Source organism: Corynebacterium lubricantis DSM 45231 (assembly GCF_000379425.1).
Taxonomy (GTDB): Bacteria; Actinomycetota; Actinomycetes; order Mycobacteriales; family Mycobacteriaceae; genus Corynebacterium; species Corynebacterium lubricantis.
Map to the genome: position 1 here is coordinate 158,479 of NZ_KB902193.1, position 17,193 is coordinate 175,671.

The 17,193-nt window shown below is 60.1% G+C and carries 16 protein-coding genes; 10 read left to right on the plus strand and 6 right to left on the minus strand.

The window, feature by feature from the left end:
* Positions 1-153 precede the first annotated feature (153 nt).
* From A37O_RS0106710 to A37O_RS0106730, 5 genes are read left to right on the plus strand one after another with little or no spacing between them, the layout of a single operon-like run.
* The gene (locus A37O_RS0106710) at positions 154-1,737 is read left to right on the plus strand and encodes an FAD-binding oxidoreductase (protein WP_018296738.1); all 1,584 of its coding nucleotides are present in this window, start codon (positions 154-156) and stop codon (positions 1,735-1,737) included.
* On the plus strand, positions 1,737-2,666 hold the full coding sequence (locus A37O_RS0106715; protein WP_018296739.1) for a diacylglycerol kinase family protein: 930 nt from the start codon (positions 1,737-1,739) through the stop codon (positions 2,664-2,666). Before A37O_RS0106710 ends, A37O_RS0106715 begins: the two co-directional genes overlap by 1 nt.
* Entirely contained in the window at positions 2,663-3,250 is a 588-nt protein-coding gene (locus A37O_RS0106720; protein ID WP_018296740.1) for a TetR/AcrR family transcriptional regulator, read from the plus strand. The genes A37O_RS0106715 and A37O_RS0106720 overlap by 4 nt, the downstream gene beginning before the upstream one ends.
* Positions 3,247-4,809: a glycerol-3-phosphate dehydrogenase/oxidase gene (locus A37O_RS0106725; protein WP_018296741.1), complete on the plus strand. Its 1,563-nt coding sequence runs from the start codon at positions 3,247-3,249 to the stop codon at positions 4,807-4,809. Before A37O_RS0106720 ends, A37O_RS0106725 begins: the two co-directional genes overlap by 4 nt.
* Positions 4,806-5,015 (plus strand): hypothetical protein, encoded by a 210-nt coding sequence (locus tag A37O_RS0106730; protein ID WP_018296742.1) that lies wholly within the window; start codon positions 4,806-4,808, stop codon positions 5,013-5,015. The genes A37O_RS0106725 and A37O_RS0106730 overlap by 4 nt, the downstream gene beginning before the upstream one ends.
* A 122-nt stretch (positions 5,016-5,137) precedes the next feature.
* Here A37O_RS0106730 and A37O_RS0106735 read toward each other — a convergent pair whose 3' ends face one another.
* The 5 genes from A37O_RS0106735 to A37O_RS0106755 all read right to left on the minus strand — a co-directional run bounded on the left by A37O_RS0106735 (position 5,138) and on the right by A37O_RS0106755 (position 13,243).
* On the minus strand, positions 5,138-8,554 hold the full coding sequence (locus A37O_RS0106735; protein ID WP_026196205.1) for an arabinosyltransferase domain-containing protein: 3,417 nt from the start codon (positions 8,552-8,554) through the stop codon (positions 5,138-5,140).
* A 53-nt stretch (positions 8,555-8,607) separates the two neighbouring features.
* On the minus strand, positions 8,608-10,644 hold the full coding sequence (locus A37O_RS0106740) for a galactan 5-O-arabinofuranosyltransferase (RefSeq protein ID WP_083912610.1): 2,037 nt from the start codon (positions 10,642-10,644) through the stop codon (positions 8,608-8,610).
* A 28-nt stretch (positions 10,645-10,672) separates the two neighbouring features.
* Entirely contained in the window at positions 10,673-11,440 is a 768-nt protein-coding gene (gene dprE2, locus A37O_RS0106745; protein ID WP_018296745.1) for a decaprenylphospho-beta-D-erythro-pentofuranosid-2-ulose 2-reductase, read from the minus strand.
* 13 nt (positions 11,441-11,453) lie between these two features.
* Positions 11,454-12,869: a decaprenylphosphoryl-beta-D-ribose oxidase gene (dprE1, locus tag A37O_RS0106750; protein ID WP_018296746.1), complete on the minus strand. Its 1,416-nt coding sequence runs from the start codon at positions 12,867-12,869 to the stop codon at positions 11,454-11,456.
* Positions 12,870-13,006: 137 nt separating this feature from the next.
* On the minus strand, positions 13,007-13,243 hold the full coding sequence (locus A37O_RS0106755; RefSeq protein WP_018296747.1) for a hypothetical protein: 237 nt from the start codon (positions 13,241-13,243) through the stop codon (positions 13,007-13,009).
* Positions 13,244-13,330: 87 nt separating this feature from the next.
* Here A37O_RS0106755 and A37O_RS0106760 point away from each other — a divergent pair, with 87 nt between their 5' ends.
* The 5 genes from A37O_RS0106760 to A37O_RS0106780 are packed head-to-tail and all read left to right on the plus strand — an operon-like array spanning position 13,331 to position 16,262.
* Positions 13,331-13,816 carry a hypothetical protein gene (locus A37O_RS0106760; RefSeq protein ID WP_018296748.1) on the plus strand — a complete coding sequence of 162 codons (486 nt, stop codon included), beginning with the start codon at positions 13,331-13,333 and terminating at the stop codon, positions 13,814-13,816.
* A complete protein-coding gene (locus A37O_RS0106765) occupies positions 13,813-14,262 on the plus strand; it encodes a hypothetical protein (protein WP_018296749.1) in 450 nt (149 codons plus the stop codon). Before A37O_RS0106760 ends, A37O_RS0106765 begins: the two co-directional genes overlap by 4 nt.
* A gap of 48 nt (positions 14,263-14,310) precedes the next feature.
* Complete coding sequence (locus tag A37O_RS0106770) at positions 14,311-15,264, plus strand: hypothetical protein (protein WP_018296750.1); 954 nt, start codon at positions 14,311-14,313, stop codon at positions 15,262-15,264.
* Between the two features lie 30 nt (positions 15,265-15,294).
* Positions 15,295-15,768, plus strand: coding sequence for a GtrA family protein (locus A37O_RS0106775; RefSeq protein WP_018296751.1), 474 nt, complete (start codon positions 15,295-15,297; stop codon positions 15,766-15,768).
* Positions 15,769-15,779: 11 nt separating this feature from the next.
* The gene (locus A37O_RS0106780; RefSeq protein ID WP_018296752.1) at positions 15,780-16,262 is read left to right on the plus strand and encodes a GtrA family protein; all 483 of its coding nucleotides are present in this window, start codon (positions 15,780-15,782) and stop codon (positions 16,260-16,262) included.
* Here A37O_RS0106780 and glfT1 read toward each other — a convergent pair.
* On the minus strand, positions 16,259-17,170 hold the full coding sequence (gene glfT1, locus A37O_RS0106785; RefSeq protein ID WP_018296753.1) for a galactofuranosyltransferase GlfT1: 912 nt from the start codon (positions 17,168-17,170) through the stop codon (positions 16,259-16,261). The genes A37O_RS0106780 and glfT1 overlap by 4 nt on opposite strands.
* Positions 17,171-17,193: the final 23 nt, after the last annotated feature.

Sequence of the window (17,193 nt, forward strand, 5' to 3'; positions counted from 1 at the left end):
CAGACCACTTAGTCTATGAATTTAATTCTGCACGGTACTGATTTTCGGGCGGGCAAATCGTCGTCAAGCGAAATTGACACTTGTGCATAAAGTGTCAACCTGTACACTGTGCTCATGGTCACACAACATGAAGTGTCGTTGCCGTTGCCTCCGATGGAGCCACAACTGTGGGGCACGCACGATGAAGCGAAGCCGCTGTCTGCCTCGATCATGGAGATGCTGGAAAAGGTGCTCGGCGCCACCGCGGAGCAAGTCAACCGAATTGATCCGCGAGACATCGCGCTCTCCCAGGTGAGGTTAAGCGATGCCGACTTGGGCGAACTCGCGAAAATTGTCGGGGCTGAACATGTCTCCACCCAGCACGATCAGCGGCTGCGCCGCGCCCGGGGCAAGTCCTATCCCGATCTGCTTGATATGCGCTCCGCGCACATTGATGCGCCCGACGCGGTGGTCGCACCTGCGACGAATGAGGAGCTTGCCCAGCTTCTCCAGCACTGCGCGCGCGAGCGAATCGCCGTGGTCACCTTCGGAGGAGGCACGTCTGTCGTTGGCGGCATCACGCCGAAAGACGGCGGGCTGCGCGCCGTCATCAGCGTGGACATGGCGCGCTTTACAGAGCTCAGCGACGTGGATCCCATCTCGGGAGAGGCAACACTCGGAGCCGGTCTGACCGGCCCGCATGCCGAGATGCTGCTCGCCGAACACGGCCTACAGCTGGGACATTTCCCGCAGTCGTTCCCCTATGCCACGATCGGCGGCTACGCCGCAACGCGCTCCTCGGGGCAGAATTCGGCAGGATATGGGCGTTTCGACGAGATGGTGCGCTCCCTGACCGTGGTCACCCCGGCGGGCATCATCAAGGCGGGCTGGAACGCACCGCAATCCGCCGCCGGGCCCGATCTGCGCCAGCTTTTCTTGGGCTCGGAGGGCACCCTGGGGATCATCACCTCGGTGCGCGTGCGGGTGCATCCGATTCCGGAGACGAAGCGCTACGAGGCCTTCCGCTTTCCTGACTTCCGTGCGGGCGCCGAGGCCATGCGGGCCGTGACCCAAACAGGAACGGGTGCGACAGTGCTGCGCCTGTCGGATGAAATGGAGTCGGCGGTGAACCTATCGTCGACAAGCGCGATCGGTGATTCGGCCGCTTCCAAAAACAAGGGCTGCCTCATGCTCACCATGTTCGAGGGCACCGAAGCGCACACCCTGTCGCGGCACCAGGAAACGCGAGAGCTGCTGCTTACGCTGGGTGGTGAGTCGGCCGGCGAAGATCCGGTGCGGGCGTGGGAACGGGGTCGCTTCGGTGCGCCCGTTCTGCGCGACGGGCTGATGGATAACGGCGCGATCTGCGAGACACTGGAGACTGCCACCGACTGGTCGAACCTGTTTAATCTCAAGCGCGCGGTCACCGAGGCCATCACCAAGGCGCTCGCCGATTCGGGGACGATTCCGCTGGTCATGTGTCATATCTCGCACGTTTATGCCACCGGAGCATCGCTGTATTTCACCATCATCGGTGGCCAGCGCGGCGAGCCGGCACAGCAGTGGCAGCCGATCAAGGAGCGCGCCTGCGAGGCGATTATCGCGGCGGGCGGCACGATCTCGCATCACCACGCGGTGGGCACCGATCACCGTCCCTACTTGCCAGGCGAGATCGGCGAAGCGGGCCAGCTATTGCTCCAGGGAATTAAGGCGCAGCTGGATCCCGCGGGCATTCTCAATCCTGGAAAGCTCGTCTAATGGTGGGCAACATTCTTGATCACCAGCAGATCCGCCGCGTCGCCGTGCTGACGAACCCGGCCGCCGGACGGGGCATCGCCGCCGAAAGGGCCGTCGAGGCGCGCCGGGAGTTCTTCCGTCGCGGCATCGACGTGGTCGCGCTTGCGGGAGCCAGCGCCGAGGCCTCGCGTGAGCTCGCCCGACATGCGCTTGACGACGACCTGCTCGACGCCCTCGTCGTCTGCGGCGGCGACGGGCTCATTCATCTGGCATTGCAAGAACAAGCCGGGAGCAAGAAGCCTTTGGGCATCATTCCCGCTGGTACCGGCAATGATCACGCCCGCGAATACCGCATCCCCCTCGATGTGCGCGGCGCAGTGGATGCGATTGTGGGAGGCTATTCCACACATACCGATCTGGGCGTGATCCGCCACGGCGACGAGGAGCGCTACTTCGGCACCATCGCGATGGCGGGATTCGACTCCCAGGTCACGGAGCGGGCGAACACCATCAAATGGCCGCGGGGCAAACTGCGCTACCTGCTGGCTTCGGGGATTGAGTTTCCCAGCTTCCGCGCGCGACCCGCCCGGCTGGAAACGCCAGACGGAGAGGAGCTCTTCAATGGTCAGGCGATCCTGTGTGTCGTTGGCAATACAAAGTCCTACGGTGGTGGGATGACCGTTGTTCCCGACGCCGACCATCACGACGGGCTCTTCGACATCACGGTGCTCGAAGAGGTCCCGCGGCGCACGTTTCTATTGCAGGCACGACAATTCATGGCAGGGGATTTCTCCGGGCTCGGCGGCGCAATCAAACGCTTTCGCGTGCCCGAGGTGACGCTGCACATGCCTGGTGTGAACACATATGTCGACGGGGACCGGAGTTTCCCCACCCCCGTGTCGCTGCGCATCGCACCAGGTGCGGGCCACTACTTGGTGCCCAAACCATGACCGAGCCACGAACTGACACCCAAGCGGCCCTCATTCAGGCTGCCCGTGACACCTTCATCGAGACCGGTGCGTCTCGCGCAACCATGGCGGGCATCGCCCGGCGCGCCGGTGTCTCGCGTCAGACCGCCTACAACCATTTCGCCTCGGTGGACAAGCTCGCGGCCGAGGTTATGACTGCCGAGGTCATCGCCCTGTTGGGAGAGGAGGGGCCGGAGGAATTCGCCGGAGATGCCGACGATTTCATCGATCGCGTCATTGACGTGACCTCGCGTGCCAGGGACAACGAACTCTTCGTCGCGCTGATCCGCAAAGACCCCGAGGTCTTCGTGACCTATCAATTCGAGCGCCTGGGCTCGAGCCAGAAAATCATCATTTACTTCATCACCTCCATGTTGGACAAGGTCGCCGAGTCCGGCAGCTCGCCCGGCTTAGCGGAAAGAAACAGACACGACATGGCCGCGATGATCCTCATGATTACCCAGGCCGCCGCTCTGAGCCGCGAAGCAGTTGTGCCCGAGCTCAGCAGCGACACCGCATGGAAAACCGAACTGACAACGATGCTGAAAGGATATTTATCAGCATGAAAGATTCCACACGATTGAATGCTTCGCGACGAGCAACCGACCTACACGACTTAGCCACCGGCACGGAAGGTGTCGATGTGGTGGTCATCGGCGGCGGGATTACCGGGGTCGGCATCGCCCTCGACGCCGCGACGAGGGGCCTGAGCACGGTGCTCGTCGAAAAGCATGACCTAGCTTTTGGTACCTCGCGTTTTTCCTCGAAACTTGTCCACGGTGGCCTGCGTTACCTGACCAAAATGGAGTTCGGAATCGCGCGCGATTCCGCTGTGGAGCGGGGCATCATCATGGAGCGCACCGCGCCGCACCTCGTGCGCTCGCTTCCACAGGTGACGGCCTTGGGGTCGGATACGAACCTGTTTCAAAAGGCCGCGATGCGGGTGGGTTTTCTGGCCGGAGATGTCCTGCGCAAGCTCGCGGGTACCTCGGTGAAAACGCTGCCGCGTTCGCGCTATGCGGGGCCCGAGGAAGCCGCGTTGTTGTGCCCGGCCGTTGCTCGCGATAATCTCCGCGGGGCGTGGGTCAACTTCGACGGTCAGATGGTTGATGACGCGCGCTTTGTTACCGCGGTGGCGCGCACTGCGGCGTCGGAGGGAGCGCGCATCCTGACTCAGTGCGAGGTGCTCTCCGCAGACGGGACGAGCGTGCGGGTGCGTGATCGCATTGACGATAATGAATTCACGCTGCAGGCGAAAGCAGTGATCAACGCGAGCGGCGTGTGGGCGGGAAACATTGACCACGCACTGAACTTCCGGCCCGCGCGAGGCACACACGTTGTGATCGACGCCGACCGGCTCGGGAATCCGCAGGGCGCTCTGACTGTGCCGCTCCCGGGGTCGATCTCGCGCTACCTCTTCTTACTCCCGGCTCCGCACGGGCGCGTGTACTTGGGATTGACCGACGAGGATAATGGTCCAGAAATCCCCGAAGTGCCCGCGACACCGCAGGAAGACATTGACTTCTTGCTCACCCACATCAACCGTGCGCTGGATAAAGATCTGACCCACGACGATGTCATCGGTGCCTTTACCGGTCTGCGTCCCCTGCTTGACACCGGTGAGGATGCGGCTACCGCAGACCTCTCGCGCAGGCACCACATCATCGAGTCAGAAAACGGTGTGATCTCCATTGTCGGAGGCAAGTTCACGGAGTACCGGCTCATGGCCGAGGAGACTCTCGACGAGGTCGTGCGCCTGAGAAATCTCAGCGCTAGGCGTTGCGTGACCACGACGTTCCCGCTGATCGGCGCGCCGGGTCACCGCGACTACGCACACGTGGCACCCCGTGATTTGTCCGATCTGCCGGAATCGATTGTGCAGCGCTTCGGCAGGGAAGCACCTGAGGTGATCAGCGATGCCACTGTGGAGCGGCCCCTTGACCTCGTCACGGGAACCGATCTCACGCGGGCGGAAATCGAATTCGCAGTCACCGCTGAGGGCGCACTCAGCGTCGAAGATGTCCTCGAGCGACGCACGCGCATCGCACTTGTGCCAGCGGACGCGGAGGCTGCGCGCGAGGAAGTTATCAGCATTGTCAATCATGCATTGGAGGCAGTTCGATGAATCTTGTACCCCGAATCCTGGCAGCGACTCAAACGCGGGCCCCGCGGCTGACCGCGAAGGTGTTGTCGAGGCTGACCAGCAAGAAATCCAGCAAGAAATCCCACTCTGTCGCTGAATCGGCGCCCTTGCAGCCGACGAATGACCCGGGTGGCCGGACGAACGGGATCGCCGCGGCGAACCGGGCTGCGGGCATCCCGGGGGCGTAGAACTGTCCACTCGATACACAACCAGCCTGGCATAGAGAGTTTCGCGGGATTGGTTGCAAGCACAAGAAAAGGCGTGGCCCCTTTAACGGGTCACGCCTTAACTAGTGCTACTCGAACAAGTACTACTCGATGTCTCGGATCTTCATGTCCGACGGATGCCACAGGCCGGAGCGGGTGATTTCCTCATAATCGATTTGGGCGAGGTCAGGCTTTTGCCCAGTCGAGTCCGTGCGCTGTTCGTACTTGGCCACGGAGCCCCAGTCGCGCTGCCAATCACCGCGAAGGTAAGCAGGGATTTCGTAGGAGTAGTTCACAGCCTCGGCCGTGCCCAACGAACCGCCACCAAGGAAGTCCATGAACCCAGAGAGGGAGGCCTTACCCGGCGCGTCAGGGGAGATGCGGAACTCAGGGATCTCGGTGACACCAGCGTAGTGGTCAAATGGACGCTGATCTGGGAACTGCAAAGAAATCGACCAGTCCAGCAGGCCAGGTGTATCGGCCGGGATGACGTCGTTCATCGACTCCAGCTCAGGCACACGCGGCGGGGTCACCGCGATCCAGTCTTCCTCTGCGAGCGACTTGTCGGAAGCGACAATGCGCACGACATTGGCTTCGGCAGGTAGGTCTTCGATGGGGTAGCGCAGGTTGCGCCACGAAGGGGTCGGACCAGTATCCATCATCTGGACTTCGCCAAGGGCCTCTACTCGGCCTGCTTCGGTGAGTGTGCCGTACTCGAGAAGGAGCTCCTGACCGTCCTGCTCGACGCCATTGATGTCATCGTGCTTGATCTTGCCTGCTACGGACACCACAACGAGAGGCGCAGTTTCTGTAGCTTCGGGAAGCTCGAACCACTCGGTCTCGATCTCGGCGGCGTTTCGAGGCTCCTCCTCGTAGGAACCCAATACCGGGATGCGGGTGTAATCCAGGTTGAACGGCAGATTCACCGTCGAACCGTTGACACCGGTGTCTTCGGAATCACGGTTGCCCTGAGTCCCAGATTGCGACGTGGATTGCTGGGCAATCGCCTCCTGGGTGGTGTCTTCTGCGTTATTGGTTGTTTCTGGAACACCCGCGGAGGTGGAGTCTTGCTCGGTGCCTGTGCGGGATTCCGTGTTCGCGTTGCCGGAGGTGGTCTGCGGGTTATCGCCGATGGCGCCGACGGCAGCCGACGACATGTTTTCGGGCTCGATAAATCCTGGCACGCCGTCCGGGGTGAAACCACGGTTTTCGCCTGAATCCAACGATCGTCCCAGCGGAGTGCCGTTGATCGGGGTGAGGAAGGAATCGTTCGTATTGGTTTCCATCATGACGTCCTTGGCTATACCCGAGCTGTCGCCTCCGAAGGAGCGCACGTTGCCCATACCGACGGAGTAGGCAGGAGCCTGATCGATGAACGACTTTACAAAGGACAAACTAGAGAAGGCCACCATGAGCACGCACGCGATCGCGATAGGTGCGGACATGATTCCGGCGAACTTGCCGCTGGCTGCTTTCTGGTTTGCCTCAAACTCGCGGAGGCGCCCGGCTTGTTCGGCCTTACCTCGTTGGTAGGAGTGCTTAAAGGACTGCCAAATGCCGATACCCAGCACGATCATGGCGACAAGCAGCATGACCGAGCTTGCCTCGATGGCCTTGAACTGCACAGGTCGATCCCACCACGGGATAGCGAAGGAGGATGCGTACCACCAGGCGTTCCAGCCGGCGAGGGTAATGGCTAGGAGGAAGAGCACCGCCGCGATAGAGAGCGTGCGAGCTCTGACCGATTTCATCGCGATCTGCGACAGCACAACCGCACCCACAGCCGCGATGGCACCTGCGATACCCGCGTAGATACCGAAGTGGTGGGTCCACTTTGTCGGGGTGAACATGAGGAAGAACATCGAGAAGGCCACGATCAGCAGCAAACGCTCGGTGGGGGCCTTTGCAATACCGGGCACGTTGCCGTGGCGGGTGAAGCTCCACACGATCAGAATCAGGCAGAAGAGCATGGTGAACATGGCGAAGCGACGCGACATGGACCCGTCCACAGACTGCTGGAAGAGCGTGGAGTAGCGCACCCATTCGGAGTACCACTCCAGGGCCGGCCCGACTGCGGAACGCACCGAGGTGGACTCCACCACAGCCATTAACGTCTGATCGGCAAAGACAGGGACCAACACTGCAGTGCCAGCACCGAGGAAAGGCCCAATATACGCAGCCCACGGGGCGTGGTAGAGACGTGCCTTCATGATGCGGAACAGCGACGGGATGGCGACTAAGAACACGCCAACCGCCATCAAGCCGGTCGGGCCTGCGGTCAAGGTAAACACCGCGGTGATCGTGCCCAGGGCGGCTGGGAAAAGACGCTTCGTGGCAATCGCGCGTTCAAACAAAGCCCAGGTAATAATGGTGCCCACTGCCACCATCGGCTCTGGCCTCAGACCGTTGTTATATGGCAGCCAGAAGGCCAGGAACATAAACGCTGCGGTCCAATATGCCACTCGTCGTCCAGCGACGGCTTCGCCGAGACGTGGAAGGATTTCGCGCGAGAGGAACCACCAGATCAACAAACCGGCGATCAGCGTTGGAAGGCGCATCCAGATCGATGCCGTGGACACCTGCGCGAAGGCAGCGAGCAGGTCGTAGAACGGGGAGCCGAAAGGCGATTCCGGCACGCCATACCAGCGGTAGTAGTTCGCCATGTAGCCGGATTCGCTCGACGCCCTGGCCATCGTGAGAATGAAGCCGTCGTCGGAGGTGTTGGCGCCGAAGATGTGCCAGAATCCGAGGACGAAAACGACGAGCCCGTCCAGAGGCTTGAACGTGCGCCAGTTCTTGTTGAACAGTGCGATCCTGCGACCGTCGAGCTGATCCATGCGCCACAGGGACCACAGAGCAACCAACGCCAGCAGAATGCCACCGACCATGGAAATGAGCTTCAAGGTAGTCGGTGTCGTGGTGAAGCGGGAGTTGATCTCTACATCCGCTTGTAGACCTGCGGCTGTGAGCGCCTCCGCGTCGCCCTCGATCTCGGAGTAGATACCGGTGAGCTGCGGGCGCAGATCATCCTCGGTGGTCTCGTCGAAACTCGTGCCCGGAATCGCAACATGCACACCGTCTTCGGTGGCTGACAATTCGACCACGGCATCGGCAGGGAGGGAATCAAGCTGCTGCGGGGTGAGCTCGAAAACGACCTCGTTGAGCGAGCTCACGCTCAGGCCCCCACCAGACGGCGCGGTCACGAACAGCCCACGGTCGTAGGCCTGCTCGGAATCGTCGGGAAGCGTGCCCACTACCGTGCTCTGACCGTCGCGCACAGAGTTGATTGCCTCGACCGGGATGCTTAAATCCAAAGATTCCGGGGCCATGGAGATCAACGGTGCGTTGACAGAGTTCAGGGAGTCATTCTGCGGCCAGCTAAACGACGATTGCGTCTGGCTGACCGGAAGAAACGGTGTTGCCACGAACAACAGGAAAGATAGTAGTCCTGAGACGATCGCAAGGTTTTTGAGCCATGCGGGGGCCTTTTGCGGCGCCGGTTGGCGAGGTGGCGCCTTCACCGCGCTGCCTGGGTTTTCAAGCTGTGAGTTCAATTCTCGATCCTGACTTCTATTTACTTAATCCGGGCAACTACAACGAAAGGCCCAATTTGGGTGGAGTCCCAATCGGCGCTGTCGAACACTTCTGGATTAAAGATCAATCCTTCATAGCGTACATTTGGCTGGCTCGGGTAGATATCTTCGGCGATGTGCGTCTTCCATCCTGGGGCAGGCTCGGTGGAGTTCTCGGTCGTTGTATCGAGGGTCCCGCGGAAGATAAACACATCCGGACTGCGCCACGGAGCAGCATCGAGTTCTTCCTTGAACGCCTCGGGATCGCCCTCATTGGCGTAGGACGCTTGGGCCCAGTTCGCGATTGTTTCATTGCGGGCGTCGAATTCGCCCAGCGGATTCGCATAGTGGCTGGTGAAGGCGTTGAAGCCGTGGTACGGGCGGTAAGCCATGAAGTTGATCTCGTCGGTAAGCACGACCGTGTCGTTGGGTACGTACCCGTAATCGCGAATGAGCTCATCAATCTGAGCGTAGTAGCGGCCAGGATCCGGGGCATAGCGGTCGGCGCGCTCGCCATAGCCATCGGTGTCTTGGTACGCCTGATCGATGTGCGACTCATTCTCGCCAGGAATTTGCTGCACATAGACCAGCCCGCCGAGTGCGAGGATCGCGATGAAAGCGACGGTGATACGACGGTTGGTTTGATCACCGAAGCGGCCGGGATAGAAGTACTCCGGGCCGCGATAGCGCAGTTCAGCGAGTGCCAGCACACCTGTCGTGGACATAATCAGCACGATGAGGGTTTCCACGCGGAAACCCAACAGCGTGGTACCAAGCACGGTTGCCAGCATCGAGAGCAGCGCCCAAACATAAAAAACACCGGTCGCGATGGCGAGCACACGAACTTCCGGGTTGTTGAACCGGAACAACATGTACAAAAAGCCAAACAGGCACAACAAACCGATGATGGAGAAAGACAGGAATGGAATCGGGAACATTGTTCCCTCCTCCGGCAAGAAGTGCTGCGCTGTGGATGCACCCATGGGGGCTCCGGAAAGCACTGCCATGACGTAAGGCCCCCAGGCGACCAGCGCGATGGCGATGGCGCCGAAACCCATCACCATGAGTTGGCGGATCGGAATCCAGCGGTTCTTAACTGTGGAAGAAAAGGCCGCGACGAACGCTAACACCACCACGGCCAGCGCCACGGTTCCCGTAAATAGCGTGTAGAAGCTGGCGGAAACGCCCAAGTAGATCATGATGGCGATCGTTGCTGGCCACGAGCCGTGCAGCGCGCGCTGGGTGAGAACGATGATCGCCGGGACGAAGAGCGCGACGACGGCCGCATACGGTTCGTCGGGTGTCATGGTCAAGACGATGCAGATGGTGACAAGCGAGATTCCGGTAGCGAGCGGGAGCGAGCCCACGAGCTTGCGCCAGATGGGGCCGAGGCAGGCAGCGGCCGCGGCCATAGAGACCAGCGCCCACGGTTGGTACACCTCCCAGCCAGGCATGTTCAGCGCATTCGCCATGCGTCCACCAAGCCAGAACCAACCAATGGGGTAGTAGGTGGGCAGGTCGATATAGTTCATGTCCTGATTCGCAAACGTGTCCGTCATGCGAGTGAGGAACTGGGTGCGGAAGCCCTGATCGACCTGGATTCCGTCGAGGTAGAGCTTGGTGGCGGACAGCGGAATACCCAAAGTGGTGACGACAAGCGCCGACGGTGCCAAGTAGCACACGGCCTCAGAGGCAATCTTGCGCCACGTGGCGCGCGTGTCCCCGCGCTTGCGGGCGCGCAGCCACAACAGCACCACTGCGACAACCGCGATGAGGATAAATAGTGACGCCGCAGTAGTCAGTGCGCGCGTGACATTCGAGGTGCTAAACGCCGGCAGCGAGATGGAATGCAACACAAACCAAGCACCAAGAGCAAGCACCCCGCCGAGCACACCGTAGACCACTACTGAAGCAATGGTCCGCCCAGTCGAAACACTATCGGGAGTGCGTTCGGCTGAGGTATAGGTGGGTGTGTTCGTCGGGGTGCTTGGGGGAGCGTTCGTTGGGCTTGGCGAAGACCCGGTGGGTGAAACTGTCATGCAAAACAGTCTCCCATATGCCATCAAATTAGAGGTTAAGCCTGCGCATAATCGGGGCAGGAATATGCTGTAGCACGAAAGAAACAGGTCCGAATGCCTTATGGACAAAGATATTCGACTTGTTGTGCAGCACTGCCTCGACGGTCTCGTGAGCCACCTCGTCGACGTTGACGGTCAGCGGGGCTTCTTTTTCAATATCCGCGGTCATCTTGGTGCGGACCTGGCCCGGGCGAACCACGACGACGTTCACGCCGGTGCCGCGCAGCGCCTCACCCAGCTGGGAGTAGAAGCCGTCCACGCCAGCCTTGGCGGAGCCGTAAACAAAGTTGGAGCGACGCACCTTCATACCGGCAACGGAACTCATGGCCACGATGGTGCCGTGGCCCTGGTTCTTCATGGCCTGGCCGAGGAGAACACCGACAGAGACAGCGGCGGTGTAGTTGAGCTGGGCAGAGGCAACAGCGGCCTGCTGGTTCTGCCAGAGCTCTTCCTGATCACCGAGGGAGCCGAAAGCGACGATGGCAACATCCACGTCACCCTTGGAGTAGACCTCGGAGATAACTGCCTCGTGGGTGTCGAAGGCGGTCGCGTCGAAATCAATCACGTCGACAACGCTCGCACCGGCCTGCTCGACCTGGGCGCGGGCTTCGTCGATACGCGGCGAATCCTTGCGTGCTGCAAGGGTGACCTTTGGAGCGCCACCGCGGGAGACGAATTCCTTGACAATGCCAAGGCCGATCTCGGAGGTGCCGCCAAGAAGAAGAATGTGTTGTGCTTGACCTACTGCGTTGAGCATAGGGCGGTCCTTTCTAGTGGAGTTCCAGACGGCGGGACATATCAGAAGCGAAGAGGCCCTCCGGGTCGATCGCGTTGCGGGTCTTCAGCCAGCCCTCAAGGCCTGGGTACATCTTGTGGAAGTTCTCCGCAGAGGTGCGGGATTCCTTCGCCAGGTAGAGGCGGCCGCCGAATTCCATGACCTGCTCATCGAGGCGGTCGAGGAACTCGTTGAGGCCATCGCGGATCGGGAAGTCCACGCAGACGTTCCAGCCCTTCATTGGGTAGGACAGTGGCGCGCGGTTGCCCTCGCCAAACAGCTTGAACACGTTGAGCGCGGAGTAGTGGCCGGACTTCTGAATGTCGTAGATGATCTGCTTGAAAGGTTCAACGGCATCGGTTGGCACCACGAACTGGTACTGGAGGAAGCCAGCTGGGCCGTAGCCACGGTTCCACTCGGCGATCATATCCAGGGGCTGGTAGAACTGCGTGAGGTTCTTCACGTCGTTCTTCGAATCCTTGCCCATGGCGTAGTACAGCTCGCCGATGGTGTTCATGGTCAGCTTGTTCATGGTCCAGGACGGGAAGATATCCGGCACCGTCATCAGCTGAGGGGCGGTGAACTTCAGCGGATCCTTCGCCAGCTTCGGAGCGAACTCCTCAAGCTGCGCCAAGGTAGCCAGCGAACCACGGGAAATGGTGGAGCGGCCAGTCTTAGGCGGCGGGTTGATCGCATCGAACCATGCAGACGAGTAGGAGTAGTTTTCCTCAGCGCCGTTGGAGTGCTCAGCGATGGTCTCATCCAAGTTCGAGGTACGCACAGTGTCCGAGATGAAGTACGCGGTTTCCGTCTTCGTCATCTTGATCTTGGCGCGCAGGATGATGCCGGTTAGGCCCATGCCTCCAACCGTTGCCCAGAACAGGTCGCCGGAAGGATCATCGGAGGAACCTTCTGGCTCGAGGTGCAAAACGCGACCGTCTGCGACGAGCAGTTCCATGGACACGACGTGGTCACCGAAGGAACCATCGGAGTGGTGGTTCTTGCCGTGAATATCCGGCCCGATTGCGCCACCGATGGTGACCTGGCGGGTACCAGGAAGGACAGGGACCCACAGGCCATAAGGGATCGCGGCGCGCATCAGCTGATCCAGGGTCACACCACCGTCGACGTCCACAATGGCGGAGTCTGGGTCGATGGAGTGGATCTCGTTGAGCGGCTGCATATCCACGACGAGGCCGCCACCGTTTTGGGCGGGGTCACCGTAGGAGCGGCCCATGCCGCGGGCAATGATGCCGCGCCGGGCGTGCTTCGGCAGCGATTCGTTCTGCTCAGCAACGACCTTGACAGCGTTGATGACCGTTTCCGGGCTCGTCGCAGAAAGGACGTGCGCAGTGGTTGGCGCCGTGCGACCCCAGCCATAAAGTGATTTTTCAGTAGTGTGCAGTTCCATCTTTTCCATTCTTGCTACTCGATGGTTGTAGGGGATGGAGAGGTAATTCCGAATTCAAGCCTACCGGTGTGTTCTCCCCAGAGGTGCAAAGAATCCTGTGAAATAGGTCGTATCTATCAGGCTCTTTGTAGAATCTTTTAGAGGTCCATGATGTCTTTGATTTCCTGCGGCAATTCTTCCTGCGAGGTGATCGTGGGCAAGCCCTTTTCCTTATGATCCGCCAAGATTCGGTAGACGTAGCTGCGCGAATGTGAATCAAGCAGGGGCAGCTCCTGGGCAATCAAGCGGACCATGAAGTCGCTCAAAGGGACATCAACCAGCTGAGCTGCCATGTGAGTCGCGTTCGGGTCATCGCCTTGGTAGTGCTTTCTCATGCTTTCCAGGCTAGTGGAGCGTGTGCGAGATAACCTAAGCAAAATACTGCACTTCACCAATTGCGATACCGATTACGATGGGGACCTATGACACGGAAGCAGACTTCGGCACAAGATCAACTAGAAATCGATGACATCGATTACAACGCGCTGGACAACACCACCGGCGGACGCGCCATCCAAGCCGGATTCGTTTTCGCGGCGCTCTCTGTCCCTGATTATGTTGCGCCAGGCGCCCCACGCGTAGCGACGATTGCGGTGGTCGCCGTAGCAAACCTCGTCACCATTGCGGCATTCAATGCCTTCGACGAAGACCCACGCAATGACCTTTCTGCAATCTTGGATTGGGAATCTGAAGCGGGTACCGAGGAAGTTGCCTCTCCAGCCAAGACTTGGGCTGTTCTGCTGGGCTTGATCGTTGTGGGAGCTTTGGTCCTAGCTGGAGGCGAGAAGCTTGTCGGAGCGCTGGCAAAGCAACTGCGCAAGCGCGGAGTGACCAAACCACACACAGTAATCGGCGGGGTCGCCGCAGCACTGGCGTTTGCGCTGATGGAACTCCAGGCACGCAAATGAGCGAGGAACAGGTTCAGCATCCGGTGCTGGCAATCGTCGATAAGCACGATGCCCGCACCGTGATCTGGCGCGTGGAAACGACCCCTGGGTTCGAACCGCTCTCCGGCGCGTGGATCACTGAGAGCACCGCCGACGTTGAGAATCTCGTCTCTGGTGCCGTGGTTATTCCCGTGGGCGAACACGACGACGAAGTCCGCGCGATAGAGGGCGCGGGCCCGTTTACCAGCATTGAGTCCATCACGGCAGAGCTGAAGAAGGCCGGAGTAGCCCTCACGAAGGAACTCGAGGAGCAGCCGCAATACACCGGGGAGCCCAGCGCGGAAACTGCCTGGGCTAACGCCATCAAGGTCACTGAGCTGGTCGAAGCGTGGCGCGCCTTCGAAACACGCCGACGTCAACGCGACGGCGACGAGCTGCGCGCGCTGCCAACGCCACCACTGGAGTGAGCACACGGCGTGCCACCCGATTAAGCCAAAATCGCTACGCTTGGCACTATGGCAGGAAACTTTTCGGATGAGTTCGACGGGCGCAAGGTCATCGACCTTGCTGCGGCTCGCGCTTCCCGAAATCGTGCCGGAAAAAGGAGCAGCGGAAACACTGTCCAAAAGTCCCGGTACGGGAACACGCTCCTGATTCGCGCAGCGGCGCACGTCGCCGGGGAAGAAGTGATCCGCCACATCGGGATCGACGAAAACCTCCAACTCGGCCAGCTCGGCGACATCATGGCCACGGCCTTTAATCTTGGTGAAGAGTCGGTTCCCAGCGGTTTTACCGTGGAATCAGATAGTCAGCGCTGGCTGGACCCGCATCACTTAGTTGCAGAGTATTTCTCCGACGAGGGCGACGGCCTGTACTACCACTGGGGCCTGTGGACCTTCAGCGTGGTCCTCGGCGATAAGTGGCCACGTGATGAGGGCACGCCGCGCGCACTGTGCGTCGGCGGGCTGGGGGACTTCGGCGGCGTGGCCTTCGACCTTTCACGCATCAACGAATTGCTTACCGACGATGGCGTGGCCCAAGAAGTGCTGTCAAAAACGCGCCCTGAGGTTGCTGGCGTGATCCAGCGCTCCGGGGTTTTCGACTTCATTCCGCTGCTACATGCGATGGATTTGGGTCGCAGCGTGCGCCTCGATGCCGACGTGTCGCACACCCTGCAGGGCCTGCCGCGGGAAATCTCGCGGCAGGGTGTTGATGCGTTTTGGTCGACGGTGTTGGGGCTGGCGTGCCTTGCTTCCGACGAGCTGACTGACCAGGTGATCGAAGAGACCATGGAAGCTCTGGGTTGGACGACGGCGGAGGGCTCGTCGTATAGCGCAGCGGAGATCACGGACATGTGCGCGGCGTCTCTTGCCGAGCTCCAACGGGTCGGGGGCTATCAGGAGCCTGCGCTGGCACCGATCGATCGTCTTGAGCTTTACCGTGAGTTGCTTCGGGCATCAGGGGACTAGGAAGGGGTAGGATTGTCCGGCGTGCCTACTATGCCCCAAGATTCTCCTGAAAATTCGACACCCGATGATCAGGTCACGTCTGAGAAGCACCAACGCTTTGACGACAATAACGCGCTGGTCCAACTGGTGCGGTTTACCACCGTCGGTATCTTCACCGCGCTCATTGACTTCTCGCTGACCTGGTTCTTTACCTTCGTTGTCGGATGGAATCGCCAGATTGCCAAGGCGATCGGTTGGGTCTTCGGTACGCTGGCGGCCTACCTGCTCAACTCTCGGTATACCTTCAAATCCGAGGTCAACGCGAAGAAGGCGCTCGCGGTATTTACCTTGTATGCCTCGACCTTCTTGATCCAGCAGTTCATGTACTGGGTGACCAACGCGCCACTGCTTGCCTTGGGATTCGATGGCACTGTCAAGGACGCGATCTCGTTTGTGATTGCCCAGGGCGTGGCAACCATCACTAACTTCGTGCTCCAGCGTGTCCTGATCTTCAAGAAGGACTAGCCTAGGACTTTATGGCCGATCCGATATCAACTGCGTGGGCAGCACTTCGGGCAGCCAATCTGCATAAGTCCGATGCGCTGCACGCACAAGCAGCACGATTCGGAATGACGGGATTGGTGTCCGCTGGCCTCGATGTTGCGTTGACCTGGATTCTTCAGGTCGGATTGGGTGTCCTCGGCCAAGGCTGGGCGCGTTCGGTGGGCTATATCGTCGGCACCACCGTGGCCACGATCCTGAATCGAAAATTTACCTTCCGAGCACCGTTTTCTTTACGACGCTTCATCGCGGTGGCGGTGCTGTACTTCGTCAGCTGGTTGGCCAACGTGGAGATCTATCAGCGGGTGTTCACCTGGCTCCACGAGGCGACCGTGCTCACGGAAACCCCAGTCTTGCTGATCGCCTATGTGATTGCCCAAGGCATCACCACGACGATCAACTTTGTGGTGCAGCGCTCGGTTATTTTTAAGCCACCACGCAAGCCTCGGGAGAGCTAGGGCCTGCGGAAATCCTCGCGCGCACCGCGGCGCAGCAAGGACAGCCAGTTCCGGAACTCCTGCGGGTTTTTGCGCTGAATCAGGAAGAACCATCCGAAACGCACCACTTCTTGCAGCTTCATCTGCTTCATTCCGCGCTGATTAATAATGTAGCCACGGTTGCGATAGGTAAAGAAACGCTTCGTTTCATTATCGGGGAATTGCGCATGGGCTTTGCCACCCAAAATGGGATGGAACTCGCCCGACCCGTCCGGGTGTACATACGCAGTGGTCAGCGCGGTGCCGAACTTCAAGCCCGATTGCTTGAGGCGGCGGTGGTATTCCACCTCGTCGCCGCGGATGAACAGGCGGTAGTCGGGCACACCAATGCGCTCCATTGCGGCCGCTGAAATCAGCGCTCCATTAAAGAGTGAGGCGATTCCGGGCAGGAAGTCGCCCTCCAACTCGTCGCGACGCCTGCGCCACACCACACCTTGGCGCAGCGGAAATGCTAGGCGCTGCGGGTCGTCGATATTCGCCACCACTGGCGAGACCTCGTGCAGGCCCTCGCGGCCGGCCACGCGGTACAGCTCCTCCAGAACACCGTGATCGGCCGGGCGTCCGTCATCATCAGCGCACCAAATCGCGTCGGCGCCCAGCGCCAAAGCATGCAAGAAACCGTACGCAAAGCCGCCGGCACCACCCAAGTTGGTGCGCGAGGGCAGGTACACAGCACGCTCGCCCGCTAGCTTTTCGACGAGCTCCCGCACCTCGTCCTCACAACCATTGTCAACAACGATCACCCAATCCACGGGGTGGGTTTGATTCACCACTTGCTCCAAAGAATTGCGGAGCAGCTCGACGCGCTTGTGGGTGACAATCACCGCTGCAGTCGTGCCACTGGGATCAAGTGTGGGAGTTTCAGCCATAGCGCTTATTCTGCCACCCGTGC

What these genes read in the sequence shown, in the direction of transcription:
- A37O_RS0106710 (WP_018296738.1), top strand. Translation starts at nt 154, where the DNA reads ATGGAGCCACAACTGTGGGGCACGCACGATGAAGCGAAGCCGCTGTCT.
- A37O_RS0106715 (WP_018296739.1), top strand. Translation starts at nt 1,737, where the DNA reads ATGGTGGGCAACATTCTTGATCACCAGCAGATCCGCCGCGTCGCCGTG.
- A37O_RS0106720 (WP_018296740.1), top strand. Translation starts at nt 2,663, where the DNA reads ATGACCGAGCCACGAACTGACACCCAAGCGGCCCTCATTCAGGCTGCC.
- A37O_RS0106725 (WP_018296741.1), top strand. Translation starts at nt 3,247, where the DNA reads ATGAAAGATTCCACACGATTGAATGCTTCGCGACGAGCAACCGACCTA.
- A37O_RS0106730 (WP_018296742.1), top strand. Translation starts at nt 4,806, where the DNA reads ATGAATCTTGTACCCCGAATCCTGGCAGCGACTCAAACGCGGGCCCCG.
- A37O_RS0106740 (WP_083912610.1), bottom strand. Translation starts at nt 10,644, where the DNA reads ATGACAGTTTCACCCACCGGGTCTTCGCCAAGCCCAACGAACGCTCCC.
- dprE2 (WP_018296745.1), bottom strand. Translation starts at nt 11,440, where the DNA reads ATGCTCAACGCAGTAGGTCAAGCACAACACATTCTTCTTCTTGGCGGC.
- dprE1 (WP_018296746.1), bottom strand. Translation starts at nt 12,869, where the DNA reads ATGGAACTGCACACTACTGAAAAATCACTTTATGGCTGGGGTCGCACG.
- A37O_RS0106755 (WP_018296747.1), bottom strand. Translation starts at nt 13,243, where the DNA reads ATGAGAAAGCACTACCAAGGCGATGACCCGAACGCGACTCACATGGCA.
- A37O_RS0106760 (WP_018296748.1), top strand. Translation starts at nt 13,331, where the DNA reads ATGACACGGAAGCAGACTTCGGCACAAGATCAACTAGAAATCGATGAC.
- A37O_RS0106765 (WP_018296749.1), top strand. Translation starts at nt 13,813, where the DNA reads ATGAGCGAGGAACAGGTTCAGCATCCGGTGCTGGCAATCGTCGATAAG.
- A37O_RS0106770 (WP_018296750.1), top strand. Translation starts at nt 14,311, where the DNA reads ATGGCAGGAAACTTTTCGGATGAGTTCGACGGGCGCAAGGTCATCGAC.
- A37O_RS0106775 (WP_018296751.1), top strand. Translation starts at nt 15,295, where the DNA reads ATGCCCCAAGATTCTCCTGAAAATTCGACACCCGATGATCAGGTCACG.
- A37O_RS0106780 (WP_018296752.1), top strand. Translation starts at nt 15,780, where the DNA reads ATGGCCGATCCGATATCAACTGCGTGGGCAGCACTTCGGGCAGCCAAT.
- glfT1 (WP_018296753.1), bottom strand. Translation starts at nt 17,170, where the DNA reads ATGGCTGAAACTCCCACACTTGATCCCAGTGGCACGACTGCAGCGGTG.